This is a genomic window from Nonomuraea sp. NEAU-A123, assembly GCF_018603905.1.
Taxonomy (GTDB): domain Bacteria; phylum Actinomycetota; class Actinomycetes; order Streptosporangiales; family Streptosporangiaceae; genus Nonomuraea.
Window position 1 is genome coordinate 1 of sequence record NZ_JAHFZZ010000045.1, and the last position, 18,892, is coordinate 18,892.

An 18,892-nucleotide genomic window follows, 5' to 3' on the forward strand; every position below is an offset into this window, starting at 1 on the left:
CCATGCTCGTGGCTTCTCTGCTGTGATCTTCTTGCTTCGACAACAAGAAGGATCACCGAGAGCCACGAGCTCTCTCAAGCCCCCTGCACTCCGCGGAACCTCAAACCCCGTTCAAGTTCGAAGAGCCCTGATAGCGCACCCCATCAACGGTGATCTTGCCGCTGACGTAGAAGCCTCTGGAGCCCGTGGAGAACTCCTTGGGATCCAGCTCGGCCTTGATCAGATCCACCAGAGATTGGCAGATGTCCATACGGAACTCCCTGTCCGGTCATGGCCCGGACCTAGTGCCCGAGCCACGTCGGAATGGCGTGCCAGAAGACCGGACAGAGGTTCATCAGCACCGCGTCTTGCTCTCACTTAAATACGGCAGCGAGAACCGCTCAACCGTCCGTGCGCCGCGTAATCCTTTCAGCGGAAAATGTCGTCTCGTGGTGGCGCGCGAGCACGGTCGAGCGTTTTTGCTCTCACTTAAATACGGTCGTCGAACCGGCCCAACCGTCCGCCCTCATGCCATTTAATCTGGCACGCAAAAGGCCCCGGAGTTAGAAACCCCAGGGCCCCTATACGCTGCCGTATCAGTCGCTCGCGTCGGACTCGCTTCCCGTGTAGACCATGGCGCCTCTCGCGTCGTCAAGGCGCTCCGAGAGCTCCCTGAGCTCCGCGCGGGCAGCGTCCCTGACGCGGATGACGGCACGGCGAGAGCCATAGGCCCCGCCGGCCCGCTCTTGCGCGACAGTGGCCAGGATGCCCGCGCGGCCAAGGTCCTCCGCCTGCTCTGCCTTGGTGATGATCTCTCGCAGGACGGGGAACTCCTGCCCGTCTCCGAACGCCTGACGGAAGATCTCGGCGCTGTGCTGCGCTGCGGAGAACGCGACCGCCGCCCGCGTCACGTTCTCGGCATGCGGGAGGCCTCGCATGAGCTGGGCGCCTGGTGTCGCGTCCACCTCGGCCGGAGGAACATCCACGCGGTAGCCGTTGCGAGCAGCGGCATCACGAACCGCCCAGCGCTGGAGCGTGGTACGCGTGATGGTCATTTCCGCGCCGTCGCGGCGTACATAGATCCACGCCTGAGCTTCGCGGGACGGACCGCTCTCGGGCGCGTTCTGGCACTTGTTGAGCACGTCGCGGAGCCGTTGCGCGAACAGGAAGACGGCGTCCTGATTGACGTCGTCGGACACGTCGTCGGTGCCGTATGGAGCATGGCCGCTCTTGACGATCGTGGCGCTCCCGTCCATGCGCTTGCGGGATCGCGTGCCGTCGACCGTGCGGCAGTAACCGCGTGCCAGCTTGCGGATCTCCGCCCAGTCCTCCGACGTGACGCGCGCCATGTCCTCCGCCGTGAGACTCGCGCCCGGAACGCTGGCCGGTACGCACTTGCCGAATGAATTGTTTGCCATGACCGCTCTCCGATCCTTTGCGCCCGACCTATCGCAGGCACCTCACCTTTTGGCCAATTCAATTACACCTTAAAATGGAGATCGAATCAATCGTTGAAAAGGTAAAATTGGCAGCGTTTCCGCAGGTCAGAGTACATATTTGAATGGCGCGGGGTGCGGTCAATTTTCCAAGAAGAATAGTCGATATAGTTAAATTCGGCATCCTTCAGGAAAGGTCGTGGAGTATATAGCTGCATCGGCGGCAATTCTGTGGTCGCACTTAGGGATCACGAGTCGGGGTACTCGACGGGCATGAGGCGTGCCACCGGCCTTGGAGTATTCACGATGAACCCCTCCCACTTAATTGGGGGAAGTGTTCGCATGGTTATCCGGATACCTACTTGGAAGACCAACAGAAGGGCGGGATCCTTAGATATAAGATCACCATTGCTCGGCTCGCTGGGAGCAGCCAGGCGCCAGATCCTGCCGAGCGGGCCGATTCACATCACGGCGCTTCCCGATCCAGTTGGCTGGCAGGCCACCAGGGCGGCCAGGGCCCAGAGATTCCGTGGTTCAGTCCTGTGTTGGCGCCGTAATGGTCACAACGTGCTGAACGATCGACATGTCGGGCAGCCGTCGCAGGTGCGGGAGATCTGGCTATCCCGTAGCACGGTAAAGGCCCAGCACCGTAGCCTGAAGTTTGCGAGCTGTCAGGGGAGGGTGCAGGGCTATGAAAGAAGTTAGCACCATCGGCGCCAACCTCAAGCGAGCGCGAAATGATCGAGGATTGAGCCAGGAAGGGCTAGCGGACAAGGCACAACTGTCCAAGGACCTGATAGGGAAGCTCGAACAAGGCCGCCGTACGTCGTGCCGCATGACCTCCCTCATGAAACTGGCGAATGCCCTAGACGTTGACCTGGCGGACCTGACCGGCAAGCGGGAGCGCCTCGGAACCGACCGAGACGGCGGCTCCGTACTCGCGATACGCGACGCGATCCTCGCACCATCACTGATGCCCGGCCTATCCGGCCTCGACGCCGACGACGACGGCAACCCCACCCCCTTGCCGGAGCTGTCGGCCGCCGTCTCACGCTCCTGGAAGGACTACTGGGCCGGCGACTTCGGCCCCCTGGTCGCGGCGATGCCGGGACTCATCACCGAGGCCCGGCTCACCCACCGATCCGAGGGGCCCGCAGCCACAACCGCGATGGCGCAGTCCTACCAGCTCGCAGCCTGCCTCCTGCTGCATCTCGGGAAGACTGACCTCGCAGCGATCAGCGCAGAGCGCGGGCTCCAGGCGGCATCCCAAGGCACCGACGAGTGGCAATGGGCCAGCGTGGTGTCCACCTTGGCCTGGGTCCTGATGTACCAGGGGCGGCTGACGGAATCGGAGAACCTTGCGGCCGATGTCGCCGCACGGATCGAGCCGTCCTTCTCGTCGCCGGCGCCACATCTGGCGTCCTGGGGAAATCTACTCATCGCTGCGATCGACACTGCAGCGATCGCGGGTCGGGACGTGTCCGAGTACGTGAGCATGGCGGCTGCCGGCGCCGAGCGGCTTGGCGGGCTGGTCAGTGCTTACCAGACGACGTTCGGGGCGTCGAAGGTCGCGGCGAACGCCGTGCACGCCTACACCATGCAGAAGAATCCGGGTGAGGCGCTGAAGACCGCCAGGCGCGTTCGTGTTGAGGAACTGCCACGCATCGCCTACGGGCATCACCTGATCGATCTCGCCCAGGCGCACACTGATGCTCACCATCTCCACACTGCCGAGGCGCGTCTTGAGGAGGCCAGCGCCTTGTCTCCGGTGTGGTTCCGGCATCAGGTGACCGCACAGTCCATCGTGGCTGACATCCGGGAGCAGCAGACCCGGCCGTCGCCGACAATTCGGCGGCTCGCGCGTGCGGTGAACCTCGACTAGGACGCCCTGTCCGACAGTAAGAGCGCGCGCACGCCTCGTGTAGGACGGGATGTCCTACTGGCCTGGGAAAGACGTCGTCAGCCCGGACACCGCGTCCGTGGGCTGTAACAGCAGATCGCCATAACCTCCGAGCATGCTGCCGTTTCCGACGGCATCCCTTGCACCGTTGGGACCTTCTATTCGGGTGGTAGGTGAGATGGCCCTGATCGATCCGAGTCTGCACGCGCTCGATGATCAACTCGACGCTGACATTGGCCTACCGACTGACCACGCTCTGACCGGCCGGTCCGAACGAACCACAGACTCATGATCGTGGCGTGGCAACCGTTGGTCTCGGAGCAGCGCATTGACGCGCGCTTCTCTGCCATGCCGTACGCGGGCGGCCCGGTCGAACTATCCCCGCCGCACCGCACCCGGCGCATGCCGGGCGTTCGCAGCCTCACCGCGAACGCCCGGCATGCGTCACCCACCGTCCATGCTCCCCAGGGAGAAGCCGTGCTGGTACCCGAGGCCGATGCCGCCGCTGACGCCGCAGCGAAGAAGGCTGTGGCGGACCTTCAGCAACGCGCCCGCGGCTTGTTCCTGTTGATGTACTCCCGCTACTGGCGCCGCTTCATTGCCATCTACCTGGGCGAATCCGATCACGGCATCATCCTCCAAGCAGCCAAGCCCGACGAGTTGTGGCAGCTCATGGACCACCTGGCGCCAACCGACTGGCAAATGGACAACCTTCCACCCATCGCCCCAGCGCGGCCATCCAGCACCGTCGATGTGCGAGGCACGCTGCTGGCGCTTCCAGGTGGAGGCATCGAGCGATGAAGACGAGACGTGGCCCAGCGCTCCGCCTATTGGCAGGCCGCGCAGCAACCCTCCACGTCCCGGCGCGGCCGGCCGGAGGTAAGAACCCTCCCCCGCCGTTCGCTACGGCGCGGGCGGATCATCCACGATCACATCCAAGGCGCCCGCGCCGACTCGACTCGCAGCCCACAACGGCAACAAGCCCTGCCGGTGGCTGCGAGTACCGCCTCCCAGCCACCCACCTTCCCACCACGCGAGCCTGCCTGCCCACTGGCGGGGCAGCCAGGCCGAGGAACGCGGGCCCCGTGCCCCTGCGTCGCCCGCCCTTCCAGTTATTGCTCTCCCCACCGCACCAGACAGTCAGATCAACGGGGAGAGAGCAGACGATGGCCAGAGCCCGCCGACCGCGGACGGTTAAGCTACAGCCCACTTTCGAGTGGGAGCCGTACGAGTCACCCGGCGGCGGCACCCTGCGAGTCGGACACACCTCGTGCTGCGGCCTGTACGAACTGGCGTCCTTGGGCGGCCAATTTTTCGTACTCCGCCCCTCCGAAGAGAACGGCTACGAGGAGACGGGCCGCGGCGTCTATCGCAAGGCCGTCGCTGCCTACGTCATTCTCGTGAACCAGCACCGCAGAGATCATCTGCGCCGCGGAGAAACGCCGGAGTACGACTCCCTCGTAGACCTGTGTCAAGAGGCTCATCGACGCTGAGTAACGGGCGCTCACGTCCGCCGTACAGTCCGCTGGACGCGAGCTCGGCGCCAGGCCTGCCCCTAGGCCAATCTCCTCCCAGCAGTGAAGAGGAGCAGGACCGTTAAAGCGCAAAGCCTTAATGCGGCTACACCGAAGTAAGTCATCCCCGACGTGGTTGCGAACCCACCGTCCTGCCCCAACCACAACGCAGCCGGCCCAGCATAGGCCCGAGCCGGGCCGGCCCGAATCAGTCCTCACGACGCAATACCTGGCCGGCACCTTCCTGGGCGGCTGACTGGACGACCCATACCTATCGCTCGCCCAAACCGTGCGAGCTCTTCTGACCGGACAGAACGGAGACAGGCTGTGATCCTCACCGGATCCGAAATCAACGCCGCCGCTGGCGACGGGCGCATCCGGATCTCTCCCTTCAACCCTGAGCAGGTCAACTCCAACAGCTACGACGTCCGCCTAGGGCCTACCCTGCTGACCTACACCGAACCGATCATCGACGCCCATCTCGTCAACCCCACGCGGACCATAACGATCGGCGCAGAGGGCCATGTCCTGCAGCCCGATGAGCTGTATTTGAGCCACACCCTGGAGGAGGTGGGGTCCGACACGTTCGTGCCGCTGCTGTTCGGCCGCTCCTCGGTTGGACGGCTGGGCCTGTTCGTCGAGATCACCGCGCCGATCGGCGACATCGGCTTCCACGGCCAGTGGACCCTGATGCTCGCACCAGTACGACCTCTCCGTGTCTACTCCGGAATGAAGATCGGGCAGATCATGTTCTTCGTCTCCACCGGCGCCGTCGACCTGTATCGCGGCAAGTACCAGAACGCCACCGGCCCGCAGGCGTCGCGGTGCTGGCGCGACCAGATCAAAGCAGGTAAGTAATGATCATTACCGAGCCATCCATCGCCCGCAGAGACGTCACGATCACGACGAAAGCCCCGCCAAAAGACCTGCAGATGGAGACGGGGATTACCGTTCCACAAACCAGTCGAGGAACGGACAAACTTCCGGGTGAACTGTGCGATGGCCTCGGCCTCTTGTTGGCGAGGCCGAGGCCATCGCAATTTCAAAGCGCATTGACCATACTTCTAGCGGCCACCTGGCCACACACCCGCATTGCAGCCGTCCCAGACAACGCGCCTGTCCGGACCTATATGCCCGTAACAGATCTTGAATGCCTTAACTGATCCCCAGATCGACTTATCGACAGCGCAACCGCCCTGTGGAGCCCTTACCTCGAACACCGGTCTTGCGTCGATAGGGTTGTCGTTATGCCAAACCGCCTTATATGCGCGGTTGTCGTTCCTTCCATCGCACACCTTGATCGACGATCGATCGGCGGGCACAGTAACGCTACCATCCGCATAGCTGTCGTGCCAGCCCGACGCTTGCGCCGATGTTGGCGTTGCGATGCCCCACGCCAACCCGCCGACCAATAGTGCAATTGCTCCGCTTGCCCGTACCATCATCGCATCCTCCGTCTCTTTGCGAAACCAGGATACTAACTTTAAGTAGTCATACGACTACGTCAAGTTCTCAGCGGGAGTTGAGGGGCCCTGTATCCGCAAGTCGACGCGGAAATAGGATGTAGCGGGATCAACACTTCACAACCAAGAAGACGCGCTCAAAACCCTACAGACTGCCTGTTCTTCGAGCTGGTTAGCGTATTAATGAGGTCATCGCAAGTGTGATTCACGCCATGCGTGAAGGGCCCGAAGGCCTCGGACAGACAGCATCGGCTGGCCCGCATTCTGCTAACGCGGTCGCCTACGAGCGATGCGGGTGGAGACGCCTCGATGCTCGCCCCCAACGGGCTGTGGCAGTCGACTCGCAGGGGAGCGCTTGACAGCCTCGTCCATGGCGGCGGGGAGAGTATCAACCTGTTGCTACCTGGCTAATAGGCGCCGCTCAGCTATGAGTTCCGTCGATGCCGGCGCCGCTTTCGATTTCCCCTTGCTTCTGTTCCACCACGGTCTTAATCAGGGTGGCCAGACCCAGAGCAACGCCAGCGATGATGGCAGTGATGATCACCCATTCGATGGCCGAGGCGCCGCGAGTGGGAGCGGTGCGCGCACGATGAACACGAATGGACATATATGCCCGTAGATAAATGATCCAGGGATGGTTCACGAATTCCACCAATCTCGCGAAGCAACAGGAATGCTCATGAGATGTCCAAACCATGCATTCCTAACAAGTTGCGCATCACAAGCGTTCGACAGTGGCAGCGCCCATGCATATTGTGATCGCCCTTGACTTAAAGCGTAGGTAGAACTGGCTTGAAATCTGGGATTCCAGGTGAGGTAACGTAACGGCCCGGAAGCACGCCAGGGGCTTGATCGAGACAGCTATCGTGATCGTGATGAGATCTATCCGCCGTCGTTCCAGGTAGGCCGGAAGATCACCTGGCTCCACCCGTTCGCCTCAGCAGCCGCATCACCAACCGCGACCCGGTTACGGCGACAGTTTCCACAGCGAACTTCGGGTTGAATCCCAGTATTCTGCTTCATTGGGGCGGCCCTCGCCATGCGCCAGTACCAACATAGGAAAATGCTGATCGGACGCCGAACGGGCCGGTAGCGCTACCGAGACCCTCTGCTTCCTACGGCGCTGCCGAGGACGTCCACGACAGCGGCCAGAATCGGCGAGTCGGCGTCGTCGGGGGAGACCATACAGGCGACGATAGCCCCGTGCACTTGATCGGCATCCTGGCCTGAGGGCAACCCTACCCAACCCGTCCGCGAAGAAGATCAACAGCTCGTTCAGAGAGTTCGCCGGGCTCGCAGTCAGGTGACGTCACCCAACTGTTCGGCCAGCCGCTCCAGGCTACTCGCCGATGCCTTGCAGGAACCGGGCCACGATCAGCTACTTCGCCCCAGGTGCATCGATCCTCAACGGCACTCCGAGTTATCGTGGCGGACATGACGATTTCTGGCCAGCTGGAGGGGGCAATCGTAGATCTCGATGCCATCGTCGCTGAACGACGTGGCCGCCCTGGCCCAGATCAGTCATCCTCCGGGATGTCCTCCCGATCCCGGAAGCGGCGGCGCATGCGGCGGCGGCCCGTTTGCACGGCTGTGCTCAGCGCGGTCAGGGCGGTGAGGAACTGCACCAGTTCGGTGAGGTTTTCGATGACGTTCATGCCGCGAGCATCCGGCCATAAGTCGGCGCTGTTGGGCTGTTCCTTTTCGGCATGCCAGACAATCCGCAGGTCTGGGCCGTGCGATCGAGTGTGGAAAGGTGTCCGGACCGGACCCGACCGGACATCGTCGGGCGGCGGCGGGTGAGCGTACCGCGCCGCTGGTTCGCCGAGCGGCTCGAGGAAGCGCTGCGTCTTTGTGGCCGAAGCAACGCCCAGGTCGCCCAGCGGGCCGCGACCATCCTCGAGCGTCGGATGAGCGTCACCGGGGGCGGCGCCTCTAATGGCAAGGCTGACGGCGGCCGGAGCACCGGCCTCGATCGGAAACGGATCAGCGCCTGGTCCACCGGCGCGGACGTCCCGCACGACCAGCACGTCCTGGAGGCAGTGGTCAAGGCCGTGCTGGAGGCCCTACGTCGGCAACAGGACCAAGGCAATCTGCACGCGCGCACGCTCACACCGGGCTTGTTGGATGAGCAGGCGTGGCTGTCGTGGTGGCGGGCGGCCCGCGGCACCCCCCGAACCGAACCGTGGCTGGAGGCGTATCTGGATGCCGCTCGTCGAGTCGCTGATGCCCACCCCTACCCCGGCGTGCTGCCTGACGCTCCCCTACCGCCGCTGTCGCAGGTGTATGTGACCCAGCGGAGTCGGCTCATGCCCGGCATCGCCGACATCCCCGGCGACGTCGGCGCGGATGGCTCTGGCGAGATGAGTGCCTGCGCGGATTCCCTAGCACCGGCCCAGCTCACGGCCGAGGCCATCGTGTCGGCAGAACATGACGTGCTGCTGCTGGGTGGACCTGGTGCGGGAAAGACGAGTCTGCTGCGCCACGCCCTAGTGACTCTGGCCACCCGCGCGCGGACCGGCCCGGCCACCGGCATAGAAGAGATACCGGTGTACGTGCCAGCCTCCTACCTGAACACGCGCGGCTCGTCATTTGCCGAGCAGTTGGCCGCCGCCGTCCGTGACGACTTGTCCGGGCGGCGGGTGCCTGCGTTACCGGCGGACGTCTTCGATCGCGCACCCTACGCCGGGGCGCGCTGGCTGGTTCTGCTCGATGGGCTCGATGAGATCACCGACGTCCGGCAGCGCCTTCAAGTGACGCAGTTGCTGCGGGAACATCGAGGGGGTCCCTATCGGTTCGTGCTGGCCAGCCGCCCGCTACCGGGCGAGGAACAGGGGCTGTTGGAGCGGGACCCGCACCTGCAAGGCTATGAATTGCTGGCCTTTGACTCGAGGCAACTGCGTGTCTTCGCTGAGGGGTGGATGCGTGCCTGCCACGATCTGGACCCTGCGCGTCTGCCTGACCCGCAGGCGGCGGTGCATGCGTTCTTGGCTCAGGTGGCCCGGCCGCCGCTGGCCGAGCTGGCCCAGGTCCCGCTGCTGGCCACCCTCTTGTGCCAGATCCACGCCGCCGGACCGGACCGGGCCCTGCCGCGCGACCGGTACGGCATCTACCAAAGCTTCCTGCACCTGCTGCGGCAGCGCTTGCACGATCAGCACATCAGCAACCTGCCGGATGCGATCCTCGCCGCCCTGCGAGAGGTCGCCGCCCGGCAACATCAAGTCGGCAGCGTCAGCAGCGGGGGTGCCGAGGCCAACCTGCTCGCAGAGGTACTGCGCGCCACCGAGCACCTGCGTCCCCCGGACATGCCGCCGCTCGATTGGGCCGCCCGGCGCACCCACTTGTTGCGCCGGACCGGCCTGGTGGCCTCGCGCGGCGACGACTACACCTTCATCCACCAGACCCTCGGTGACTTCCTGGCTGCTCAGCACGTGGCCGCCGATGTCCGGCTCAGCCATCTGGCCCTCATTACGATGTTCGGCTGGCGCAGCATCCACGGACGCGGTGGGCTGAGCGGGGAGCTTTCGTCCTATCAACGATTCCTCATGGCGACCTGGCACCAGTGCCCGCCGCCACATGGTGTGCCGGCCCGGCTGACGGCGACTTTGAACGCCTTGGCCGGTAGGAGAGACCGTGTCAGGGTCATCAGTGATCTGGCCGTGGATGGAGTCGTGCTTGCCCCCCAGATTCTCGACGTAGCCAGCACAACTCTCATCAGGTTGGTCGACGATCCCACTTTGGAGGAGGACAGGCGTGTCGAGGCGGCGCAGGCGCTGGCAAAGCTTGGTGATCCGCGGGGCTGCGACGTACTCGCCGCGTTGGCCGTCAAGCTCATGGCCGACGGGTGGGATGTTGAACCGGCGCAGGCGCCGACGAAGCGTAGAGATCTGCCGAGGCTCGGGGGGCTTGCAGCGATGCACCTCGACGAGCTCGACCTTTTCGGTGCCGTGCGGACGTTGACCGAGTTGGGTGATCCGCGAGGCGTCGGGCTCTTAACCATGCTGGCCACCCACCCCAGCCTAGGCGGCTATCTCAGGTTCCAGGCGGCGCAGCTGATGGTGGAGATGGGCGATCCCCAGGGTGTTGACCTGCTCGCCGCCCTGGCCAGCGACACATGCCTGAACGACGTTAGTCGTGTCAAGGCGGCACAGCTGCTGATGAAGGCGAGTGATCGGCGGGCGCGTGGCCTGCTCGCCGGGCTGGCCGCTGACTCCGGCCTGCACTTTGTTGGCCGCATCCGAGCTGCGCGGGCATTAGCGATGCTCGGTGATCAGCGGTGGCGTGGTCTACTCGCCGCGCTGGCCTTGAACCCCGATCTGAGCGGCTCTGGCCGCATCTTGGCAGCGCAGGAGCTGGCCGAGCTCGGTGATCGGCAGGGTTGCGACCTGCTCGCCGAGCTGGCCACCAACGCCGGCCTGCACTCCCTTGGCCGTATCCACGCAGCGTGGGCGCTGGCCCGGGTGGATGATTCCCGTGGCCGCGGTCTACTCGCCGCGCTGGCCGTGGACCCCGCCCTGAACGATTCCGATCATTTCAGAGCTGCGTCGACGCTGAGGCTGCTCGATAGTCCGCGGGGCCGCAGCTGGCTCACCATGGGGATCTTCGACCCCTGCCGGAACAATGACGACGTTGGCAAGGTGATAAGGCGGCTGAGCCCTGTGAGCGAAATAAGCTCATGGCGCACGCGAGTTGGTAGTTGGATCGCCAGGCGTAGGGGAGTGCAGCGACGACAGTGTTCTTCAGGAGACGACCGTCCATGACGTAATCTCGCCCGCGCCTGTCGCGCGTCAAGTTCAGGCGCCGTTGATCAACGTGTCGGAGGCTTCCGGGAACGAGATGCTGGGACGGTCCGGATGTGAACCTCACAGGAAACCGGCCACGATCGCTCGCCGGGCCCAGTGCGATCCTCACCCTTGGCCTGACTCGGATACAGACACATGAGCACCGCCTGACCGGCCTCGGCGAGGTGATGACTCGCCTTGCGAGCAGCGTTCATCTCCGAGCTCGCGGGCTGGCGTTCCAGGACCTCGGCGACGACGCCCCGCACGATGATGGTTGGTTCGGAGCTGAGCCGGGTCACGAAGAGCTCGCGCCAGAACGCTTTGCCTCGATTAACCAGGGGGTGATCCCAGTCACACGCTCGATCAACTCAGCATCTTGCTGAAAGCTGCGCGTTGCCGGAGGTCGCGGAGGTGATAGTAGCGGTCTTCCAGATGTGCCACGAGAGTGGACAGCAGGGGCTGGCGGCGGCGGATTCGGTCGTCAATGCGTTCCTTGGTGCGCCGCTTGCCAGCATGAACACGCCTGCCTGAGATGTCCCATGATCAACATTAACCAGAAGATGCTGCCCCGACTCGACGAGATCGAACTCGATCTTCTGGCCCGCCGAGCCCGCGCCGAAGCAGAGGGCTGGCTCGGCACCCCAGATAAGGCAGCCAACCCGTTCCGGATGCTGGAGGGGAACCGGATCATAAAGGCGCGGGCGTCTGGACCTCGTTCAGAAATGGGTCGGAGCGCGCGTGACAGGCGACGTACACGATGCCAGGAGAGTCGAGCACGTTGAGCACCCGCGCACGTGGGCGTCAAGTCCGGCCAGTCCCAGCCAATATGGTCGTGCTGGCGCCTGCAGGGGGAACGACAGCCTCACCCTCAAACTCAGGATCGCAGCTCGTGGCGTTCCACAGGGCGCGATGCCGCTCGTCCCGCAGCACGAGGTCCTCCGGCAGCGTGCCGGAGTCCGGTACGTCGTCGAACGCGCCCGGGCCCACCGGCCGGGCGTCACGTTGGGTGGCCCGTACCTGCCATGCTTCGCGCATCGCGGTCGCGACCAGCCACTCGACCAGGGCCCCGGGGCGCGGTGATGGCGTCCAGGTGCCGCAGGAGCGTCAGCCAGATCGTCTGGATGGCGTCCTCGGCGGCCTCCTTGTCCAGGCCCTGGCACCGCATCACCTGGCACAGCAGCGGGGTCAGCTCGGCGGCGATCAGGTTGAACGCCTCGCGGCGTCCCTGCCTGGCCTCCTGGAGCAGCCCCGCCACCCGATCGCGCCGAGCGGCACGATCGGGCGAGATGAGCTCGGGTGGTGGATCCGCGGCCATCGCCTGCTCCGCTACGCAATCGTCCTTGACCCCGCCATCAACGTGCTCCCGCTTGTCCGCATACCTCGGCACGGCCAGCAACGCGGCCCGGTCGACGTCGTCATCACTGGTATCAGCGCGATGGTGCGAAGGGTCGGCATCCTGGTGCAGGAAGCCGTGATAAACGGCAGCGCGCTCGATCTGAGCCAGGTCGGCAGGGTCGGTGAGGTGGTCGAGGAGAGCCTGCCAGGTGGTGTTGGGCACGCGAGCCGTACGGCGCTGCCGTCCGACGACCTGCTGCAGGTAGTCGGCAACCAGGTAGCCGTCGACCTGGCCCATGCCCCCGTGACTGGCCACGGGAGCCAGGAGCGCCGCACCACCCTGCACGCTCGCGGTGGCGTACGCCATGGCGGCCTCGAACCAGTTGGCCGGCGCGATGGCGCGCTGGCGCGCATCGCAGTAGCCGGGGGCCGCCACCCGCAGCAGCTCTGGGCTGAGCGGAGAATGCACCCCGAGACGGGTGGCGTCGACGGCCGCAGCCAACACCGCTGCCGCGTACGGGGCGGCGCCACGCCAGAGGGCTACCAACTGCGGGGCGGCGGCGATCGTCTGGGTCAGCCCGTAGTCGGCCGACTCCAGCGCCAGCGCAATCCGCGCGTCGGCCTGCGCGGCGGCGTGAGCACGCTCCTGCTCGGCCGGGCTGAAGTCCGCGGCCACGAGAACGATGTCGGCCAGGCCCAGGATCTGCCGCGCCTCGGCATACCGGTCCAGCTCGCCGGGCGCGGGCGGGGCGGTGTAGGCGGCGTAACGATCCGGCCAGAGCGTGCCCACCAGCACGCTGCCGGCATCCAACAGGGCACGCACGGTTCCCACCCGCAACCCATCCCCGCCCCCGTCACCGAGGTAGCGCTGCAACTCATCCAGCCACACCACCAGCCGCGACGGCGAGGTCGCCGCCGCCTGGTCGATTTGCCCGACATCGGCCGGATGCAGCAGCCTCCATTCCGGCATCACCGTCCGCAACGCCTCATAAGCGCTTCTTGTCTTCCCTACCGATGACCCGCCGACCAGCACCACCAGCCCGCCACGCTCGACCGCCCGGGCCAGCAACGCCCGCATCCCGCCCGGACCGGAGTCGGCGTCCCGTTCCACATACGCCGGCAACTCACCGACCACCTCGGCCGCGTCGACCCGCGGGGACGTGACAGAGGCACCAGAGGTTTTGGGAACGTCGATCGCGGCGTGCACTCCCAGCCGCCGCGGATCAGCGTCCGCCACCCGCACCATCCCGGCCGGCTTCGGCGGCTCGAAAGTCATCGCACGTTGCCACGCCGCTCGCCACGCCACCTGCTGCCGCCTGTCGACGCCACAAGCGCGTACGAACACCTCCAGCGTCCGCTCGCTAGGCCTCCCATGTCGGAACATGTCGCTGAGCGTGCTGGGTGGGAGACCCTCCGGCTGCGCCGCCCGGTTCAGTTGAGCATACGAGCGGCCCACCGCCAGCGCTTTCAGCGCCGCAGCCAGATCCTCCGGGCTACGGACGACATCAAGATCCACCTCATCCGGCTCGGGTGGCACTGACATCGCATCGGAGACGGTCATCTGAGCGCGCATCCACCGAGCGTGCCACTCCCCGATATCGCCCCTGCAGACCCCCACAAACGCTCTGGTGACCTCCCAGTTCGGGAGGCTCCGACCGCTCAACGCCCGGGATATCGTCGACTTCGAGCAATGGACCATTGCGGCGATCTGGCCGATGGACAGATCCGCCTGCTCCCGCAACGCCCGCAAGCCGATCGCGAACTCCGCGATCGGCCCGTTCGGGTCCACGGGGATCTCAGGTCGAGCCACGACTCCTGCTCTCCCACGCCAGGCAGGCCCTCTCCCACCGGCCCCGCCACTCGATCACACACCCGCCGCACGCCTCCACGTACGCCGCAGTGACCTTCCAGCTCGGCAGTGTGCGCCCGTTGGCCGCGGTCGACAACACCGACTCGCAGTAATACGCCGTGACCCGCATCTTGCTGTAGGTCAGGCCCGCGTGCTCCCGCAACGCCCGCAGGCCGATCGCGAAGTCCGCGATCGGCCCATTCGGGTCCACGGAGTTTTGAGGTCGTGCCACCGTGAATGCCGTCCGGCTCATGATCCCCGCGCTCAGAAGACCAACCGAGGCACCCGGTACGGCATCCCGGCGAACCGCCGTGCCACCTCCGCCGCGACCGCCGCCATCCCCAGCACGGCCGGCACCACCACCAGCGGCGAGTACCCCCGCCCGAGCAGGACGACGACCACCACCCACACCAGCACGATCACCCCGATCCGGGCCCGAGGCGCCGGGTCAGGAGCGGTCAACCGCCACGTGATCTCCACACAGCCCGCCATCACCGCGCCGGCAACCCCGGTCGCGACCAGCGGCTCTAGACCGAGACCCAAGAGCGCCCCGGCCATGAGCAGGGTGGCGGAAAACACCACGACCCGATAGACCGGCCGCACACCATCGACGCGACCCACGCTGGCAGGCCGACATCGACGATCAGGGACGACGGACTCGGATGATACTGCGGACATTGCGCTCTCCTCGGTCTGCTGAATAGACGCCCGGCTATCGACGAAACCGTGAGACCCGGCCGATCCCGCCGCGTAGCCTGCCGACCTCACGATCAAGCAGTTGGCGCGCCACACGACAATCCATCCAGATCCCAACACCCGCAGCATCCCCCCACCCCCCACCCCCCGTCCACCAAACAACCCCAACACCAAACAACACCACCCCACTCACCACCCAGACGTATCCAGCACCACACGCCCATTCACCCCCGACAAATGCCACTCGCAACACCAAACCCCCAAAAAACGCCCCACACCACGACCAAACCCCGCACCCACGACCAGCCCGCGGCGCCGGCCCGCCGGTGGACCTGGCGCTGCGGCCGCCGCCCGCAACCGAAGGGCGGCCACGGCGCCGTACGCACCGAGAGCGAACCCGCCACCCCCACTACCAAGAGGCCCCGACCCGGCTCACGCCACACCGCCCGTTCGAACACACCATGACCAACCTCGCCCCCGCGCACCAATCCCAACCGCTCGAGGCACCCGACGGCGACCGGCCCGCCGGTGACGCCGGCCCCCGCGGCCGCCCTACGACACACAGCCCCAGCACCACGGCCAGCCACCACCCCGGGCCCCGGCGGCCAAACGCCCCCGCGTGCCAAAACAACAGCCACTACTGACCGACAGATCAGCTCACAAGCAACAGACCAGACAAAGCACACAACCCCCCGGCACCGCATGACACACGACGCGGGCCGAGGCGATCACCACGCGCCCCCTCACCACCCGAACGTCAAGCAGCACAATCTCTCCGACGACCATCTCCGGACAAGGACCGCGGCGCCAGCGGACATCGTGCCGCAGCTGATCAACAAGCGCACCCGCCGGAGACGCAGCCCCGCGACCGCCGCCAGCACCGTCGACACACGGCAGCCAACCACACCCCCAACCCCGGACGAGAGCCACCCGCGTCGCCTGCCAGGGCTGGGGACGCATGCGGCCATGGTGAACCAACCACTACCCGACGAACTGCACCAGCTGTCCGGCTCGACCAGCCGAACCCCCGCCGAACAACCCAGGCCAGCACCAAAACCCCAGGCCAGCACTATCGAAAACCCAGAAAGCCTTCGGCCTCCTCCGAAACCCCGGCCGGACACCACCCCCACCACTCAACCTGAACACCACGGGCCCGCGGCCCAGCCGCCGCCCGCACCTCTGACACGGTCTGCTAGCCCGGCCCCAGTCAGAACAGAAGGCCTCCTGTTGGCGCGGGAGGCCTTCCGTCGCGAAAGCGCGAAAAGCCGCACCACGAACCCCCGAACCGGACGCCAGCTGGTGAACCAGCCCGGCAACAACGCCGCCCGAAACCCCCGAACCGCCGCGCGCGACCACAGCCCAGCTAGCGCAGGCGAGAGCCCGAGCGCGAACCGCCGACGAACCAGCCATCCGCCCCCAACGGCTACCTGATCGGCCACCCCAACGACGATCCTGATGACGACGAGCAGATCTCGCTGGCCCGGATCGAATATCTTGGCTTCACCGACGAGTGGGGATTCGCGATCTACCAGGCCGGCACCGAGGGCTACCGCGACGCAGTTCTGCCCAGCGGCTCCATGACCGGCACTCCCATCGAAGCGCTCGATTGCGCCTGCACCCTCTACCTTCCCGACCTCGAAGATCACTCACCGTGACCACCTGAACCCATTAGAGATCTTTGCGGCATTGCACTAGCTAAACTCCTGCGTGAGCAGGATCGGGCGGACGAATTACGGGCGGGCGACGATGACGGTGACCCCCATGCCGCCCGTGAACTGGCCGTCTTGCTCGCTGACCGCGGGCACATCAGTGAACTGCGCACCCGGGTGGACTGGGGTGACGCTATGGCCACCTCACTGCTGATCGATGCGCTGAAGCAGGCCGACCGAGTGGAAGAGGCTGACCGGGGCCGCCATTACGGGTTGCCGCTGCCGGATGACCCGGACGCCTGACCGCAGATGCGGCATCCGAGCGAGACTCGATTTTTACTCTAGCTCAGCCAATCAGCGGGGATGAGCTTGGTCCCGCCTCGCCAATTGTGTTCGACGGAGTCGCGGAACCAAGATTCGGGGAGATTGGCATGGTCACCGACGATGATCTGCAGGCCGGGCGAAAGTTCCTGGATGACGTCGTACAGCAGCCGGAAGGTTCGCAGGACGGCGCCGCGATCGGCGTCGCCTTCGGGGACGCCGCTCTGTAGGGACATGTCGGAGGGGTAATGGGCCTGGGTTGGCTGGTCGAGGATGAGGAAACGGGGTACAGGCCTGTTCTGCCTGGTGAAGTAGCGGTGGAGTGCCAGGTGGGTGGCCAGGTGGTAGCCGATCCAGTTGGCGGCACTGCCGATGCGTTCCAGTCGGATGGGACCTCGTTCGGTGTCGGTGACGACTGTGAGGCGGGCGAGGTCGAGGCGGACGCTGCCCTCGCTGTGTTCGAGTTCGAGCTGGTCGGCATAGGCGGTCATGTCTTGGCCGACCAAGAGGAGTCGTGAGGTGAGCTGTTCGCGGTCCTCGTCGTCATTGAGTTCGGCTTCGAGGGCGGCAACGGTCGCGGCTGCGCTTTCGGCGGCCGCGCGTAGTCTCTGCAGTTCAGTGTCGTCGGTGGAATCGACTCGGGACAGGATCGCGTCGATGCGTCCGCGGGTGAAGTCGCGTCCGTCGGCTGAGGTAAGGTCTGTGACCCGGTTGGCGGTGCGCAGCGCAGTCAGGGCGGCTTCGGTGCTGGCGAGTTGGTCGCGCAGGGAACTTGCCTGGCCGTCGAGGGCGATGAGGGCGCTGCGCTGGGACGGCCTCGCCTCGGCGAGGTTCTCTAGTTGCGCTTGCAGCAGGGTCAGGCTGGAGCGGAGGGCTGCCGGAGTCGGGTCGGCGTGTTCGGTCTCGTGCCCGCAAGCCGGGCAGGTGGGGGAAACCGAGGGCCCGGATTCGGGCGCGGCGTCGATGAGGCCGAGGCTTGCCAGACGTCCGGCTTGAAGCTGCAATGCCTCCTCGTAGTCCGTTTCCCCATCGCGGTGGTCCAGTAGTAGAGCCCGGTCGGCCATGACCCGGCCGAGGTCGGTCCGTAACGTCTGTGCCTGACGTTCGAGAGCGATGTATTGGTCCTGCTGGGCGATGTCATCGACCGCGGGACGGGGCTGCTGCGGAGGCGGCGCGACCCGGGCGCCCTGGAGGACGCGGACCAGCGTAAGACGGTCGGTGATCTCTTGCTCAGCGATCAAACCGACGGCGCGGGCCTCGCTGTACAGGGCGCGCAGCTCTACATCGATGGTTTGAGCTGCCAGTTCCGCACCGCGAAGCGCGGCTTCGGCGCGTTGGAGAGCATGTTTGGCGCCTCGGAGCTGGGCACGTTTGATCGCTTGGTCCTGCGGGACGGCCCCGAGGAAGTAGGGGATGGTGTCGCGCAGGCTGTCGGCGATGCCGCGTTCGCCCTGACGGTGGAACAACGCGGTGGAGCTGGCGATCTCGTTCTGGCTCTGAAGGCAGAGCAGGACGGCGTGGGCGAGAGTCGCCTCCAGCGGCGCGCGGCCGCCGGCTCCGGGGTCGGTGATGTTCTCTTCGATGCCGATCCGTCGGCCGATCTGGGTGCGCAGAGTGGCGGCGTTGGTGTTGACGACGAGATCTTCCAGCGCCGGCGGCTGCCGGAGGTCGTTACCGAACTCCAGCATGGCTTGCTGGGAGGACGCCTTCCCTGCGGCGGGTGCGGGGCGGGCAATGAAGACCTGCCCCTCATCCAGCTGCCAGAGTGTCGCATACCAGACGACGGTGTCGGTGATCGGCCCTTCGGGGACCTGGATGGACTTGCGCCCCAGGCAGTAATCCACGATGGTCAGCAGCGCGCCTTTGCCTGTCCGAGACTCACCGGTGACAATATTCAGACGTCCGGGCCGAAAGTCGACACGGCGAATGGCGCCCTGAGCGTTGTAGAGGATTACCGACAGCAGCTGCACCG

The 18,892-nt window shown here is 65.6% G+C and carries 12 protein-coding genes and 1 pseudogene; 4 read left to right on the forward strand and 9 right to left on the reverse strand.

Annotated features, from left to right (window positions below; translation table 11 throughout):
* Nucleotides 1–100: 100 nt before the first annotated feature.
* Together KLK06_RS57965 and KLK06_RS57970 are read right to left on the reverse strand one after the other, a co-directional pair.
* Nucleotides 101–250 (reverse strand): hypothetical protein, encoded by a 150-nt coding sequence (locus KLK06_RS57965; protein ID WP_214644475.1) that lies wholly within the window; start codon nucleotides 248–250, stop codon nucleotides 101–103.
* Between the two features lie 325 nt (nucleotides 251–575).
* A complete protein-coding gene (locus KLK06_RS57970) occupies nucleotides 576–1,397 on the reverse strand; it encodes a hypothetical protein (protein ID WP_214644476.1) in 822 nt (273 codons plus the stop codon).
* Between the two features lie 709 nt (nucleotides 1,398–2,106).
* Here KLK06_RS57970 and KLK06_RS57975 point away from each other — a divergent pair.
* From KLK06_RS57975 to dcd, 3 genes are all read left to right on the forward strand, one after another.
* Complete coding sequence (locus KLK06_RS57975; RefSeq protein ID WP_214644477.1) at nucleotides 2,107–3,297, forward strand: helix-turn-helix domain-containing protein; 1,191 nt, start codon at nucleotides 2,107–2,109, stop codon at nucleotides 3,295–3,297.
* Between the two features lie 306 nt (nucleotides 3,298–3,603).
* Entirely contained in the window at nucleotides 3,604–4,116 is a 513-nt protein-coding gene (locus tag KLK06_RS57980) for a hypothetical protein (RefSeq protein ID WP_214644478.1), read from the forward strand.
* A gap of 1,040 nt (nucleotides 4,117–5,156) precedes the next feature.
* A complete protein-coding gene (gene dcd / locus KLK06_RS57985) occupies nucleotides 5,157–5,687 on the forward strand; it encodes a dCTP deaminase (protein ID WP_214644479.1) in 531 nt (176 codons plus the stop codon).
* Nucleotides 5,688–6,713: 1,026 nt separating this feature from the next.
* Here dcd and KLK06_RS57990 read toward each other — a convergent pair.
* Together KLK06_RS57990 and KLK06_RS57995 are read right to left on the reverse strand one after the other, a co-directional pair.
* The gene (locus KLK06_RS57990; protein ID WP_214644480.1) at nucleotides 6,714–6,935 is read right to left on the reverse strand and encodes a hypothetical protein; all 222 of its coding nucleotides are present in this window, start codon (nucleotides 6,933–6,935) and stop codon (nucleotides 6,714–6,716) included.
* An 874-nt stretch (nucleotides 6,936–7,809) separates the two neighbouring features.
* A complete protein-coding gene (locus KLK06_RS57995) occupies nucleotides 7,810–7,947 on the reverse strand; it encodes a hypothetical protein (RefSeq protein WP_214644481.1) in 138 nt (45 codons plus the stop codon).
* A gap of 51 nt (nucleotides 7,948–7,998) precedes the next feature.
* On the opposite strand from KLK06_RS57995, the gene KLK06_RS58000 reads away from it, so the two are divergent.
* Entirely contained in the window at nucleotides 7,999–11,049 is a 3,051-nt protein-coding gene (locus tag KLK06_RS58000; RefSeq protein WP_214644482.1) for an NACHT domain-containing NTPase, read from the forward strand.
* A gap of 1,018 nt (nucleotides 11,050–12,067) precedes the next feature.
* Here the strand turns inward: KLK06_RS58000 and KLK06_RS58005 are convergent.
* The 5 genes and pseudogenes from KLK06_RS58005 to KLK06_RS58020 all read right to left on the reverse strand — a co-directional run bounded on the left by KLK06_RS58005 (nucleotide 12,068) and on the right by KLK06_RS58020 (nucleotide 18,890).
* Nucleotides 12,068–13,681: a hypothetical protein gene (locus KLK06_RS58005; protein ID WP_250907687.1), complete on the reverse strand. Its 1,614-nt coding sequence runs from the start codon at nucleotides 13,679–13,681 to the stop codon at nucleotides 12,068–12,070.
* A 336-nt stretch (nucleotides 13,682–14,017) separates the two neighbouring features.
* Nucleotides 14,018–14,215: pseudogene (locus tag KLK06_RS63425) on the reverse strand (helix-turn-helix domain-containing protein); the annotation flags it as partial.
* Nucleotides 14,202–14,465 carry a helix-turn-helix domain-containing protein gene (locus tag KLK06_RS58010; RefSeq protein WP_214644484.1) on the reverse strand — a complete coding sequence of 88 codons (264 nt, stop codon included), beginning with the start codon at nucleotides 14,463–14,465 and terminating at the stop codon, nucleotides 14,202–14,204. The gene KLK06_RS58010 and the pseudogene KLK06_RS63425, both read right to left, overlap by 14 nt.
* Nucleotides 14,466–14,518: 53 nt before the next feature.
* Complete coding sequence (locus KLK06_RS58015; RefSeq protein ID WP_214644485.1) at nucleotides 14,519–14,875, reverse strand: hypothetical protein; 357 nt, start codon at nucleotides 14,873–14,875, stop codon at nucleotides 14,519–14,521.
* Between the two features lie 2,065 nt (nucleotides 14,876–16,940).
* A complete protein-coding gene (locus KLK06_RS58020) occupies nucleotides 16,941–18,890 on the reverse strand; it encodes a DUF3732 domain-containing protein (RefSeq protein ID WP_214644486.1) in 1,950 nt (649 codons plus the stop codon).
* Between the last annotated feature and the right edge of the window lie 2 nt (nucleotides 18,891–18,892).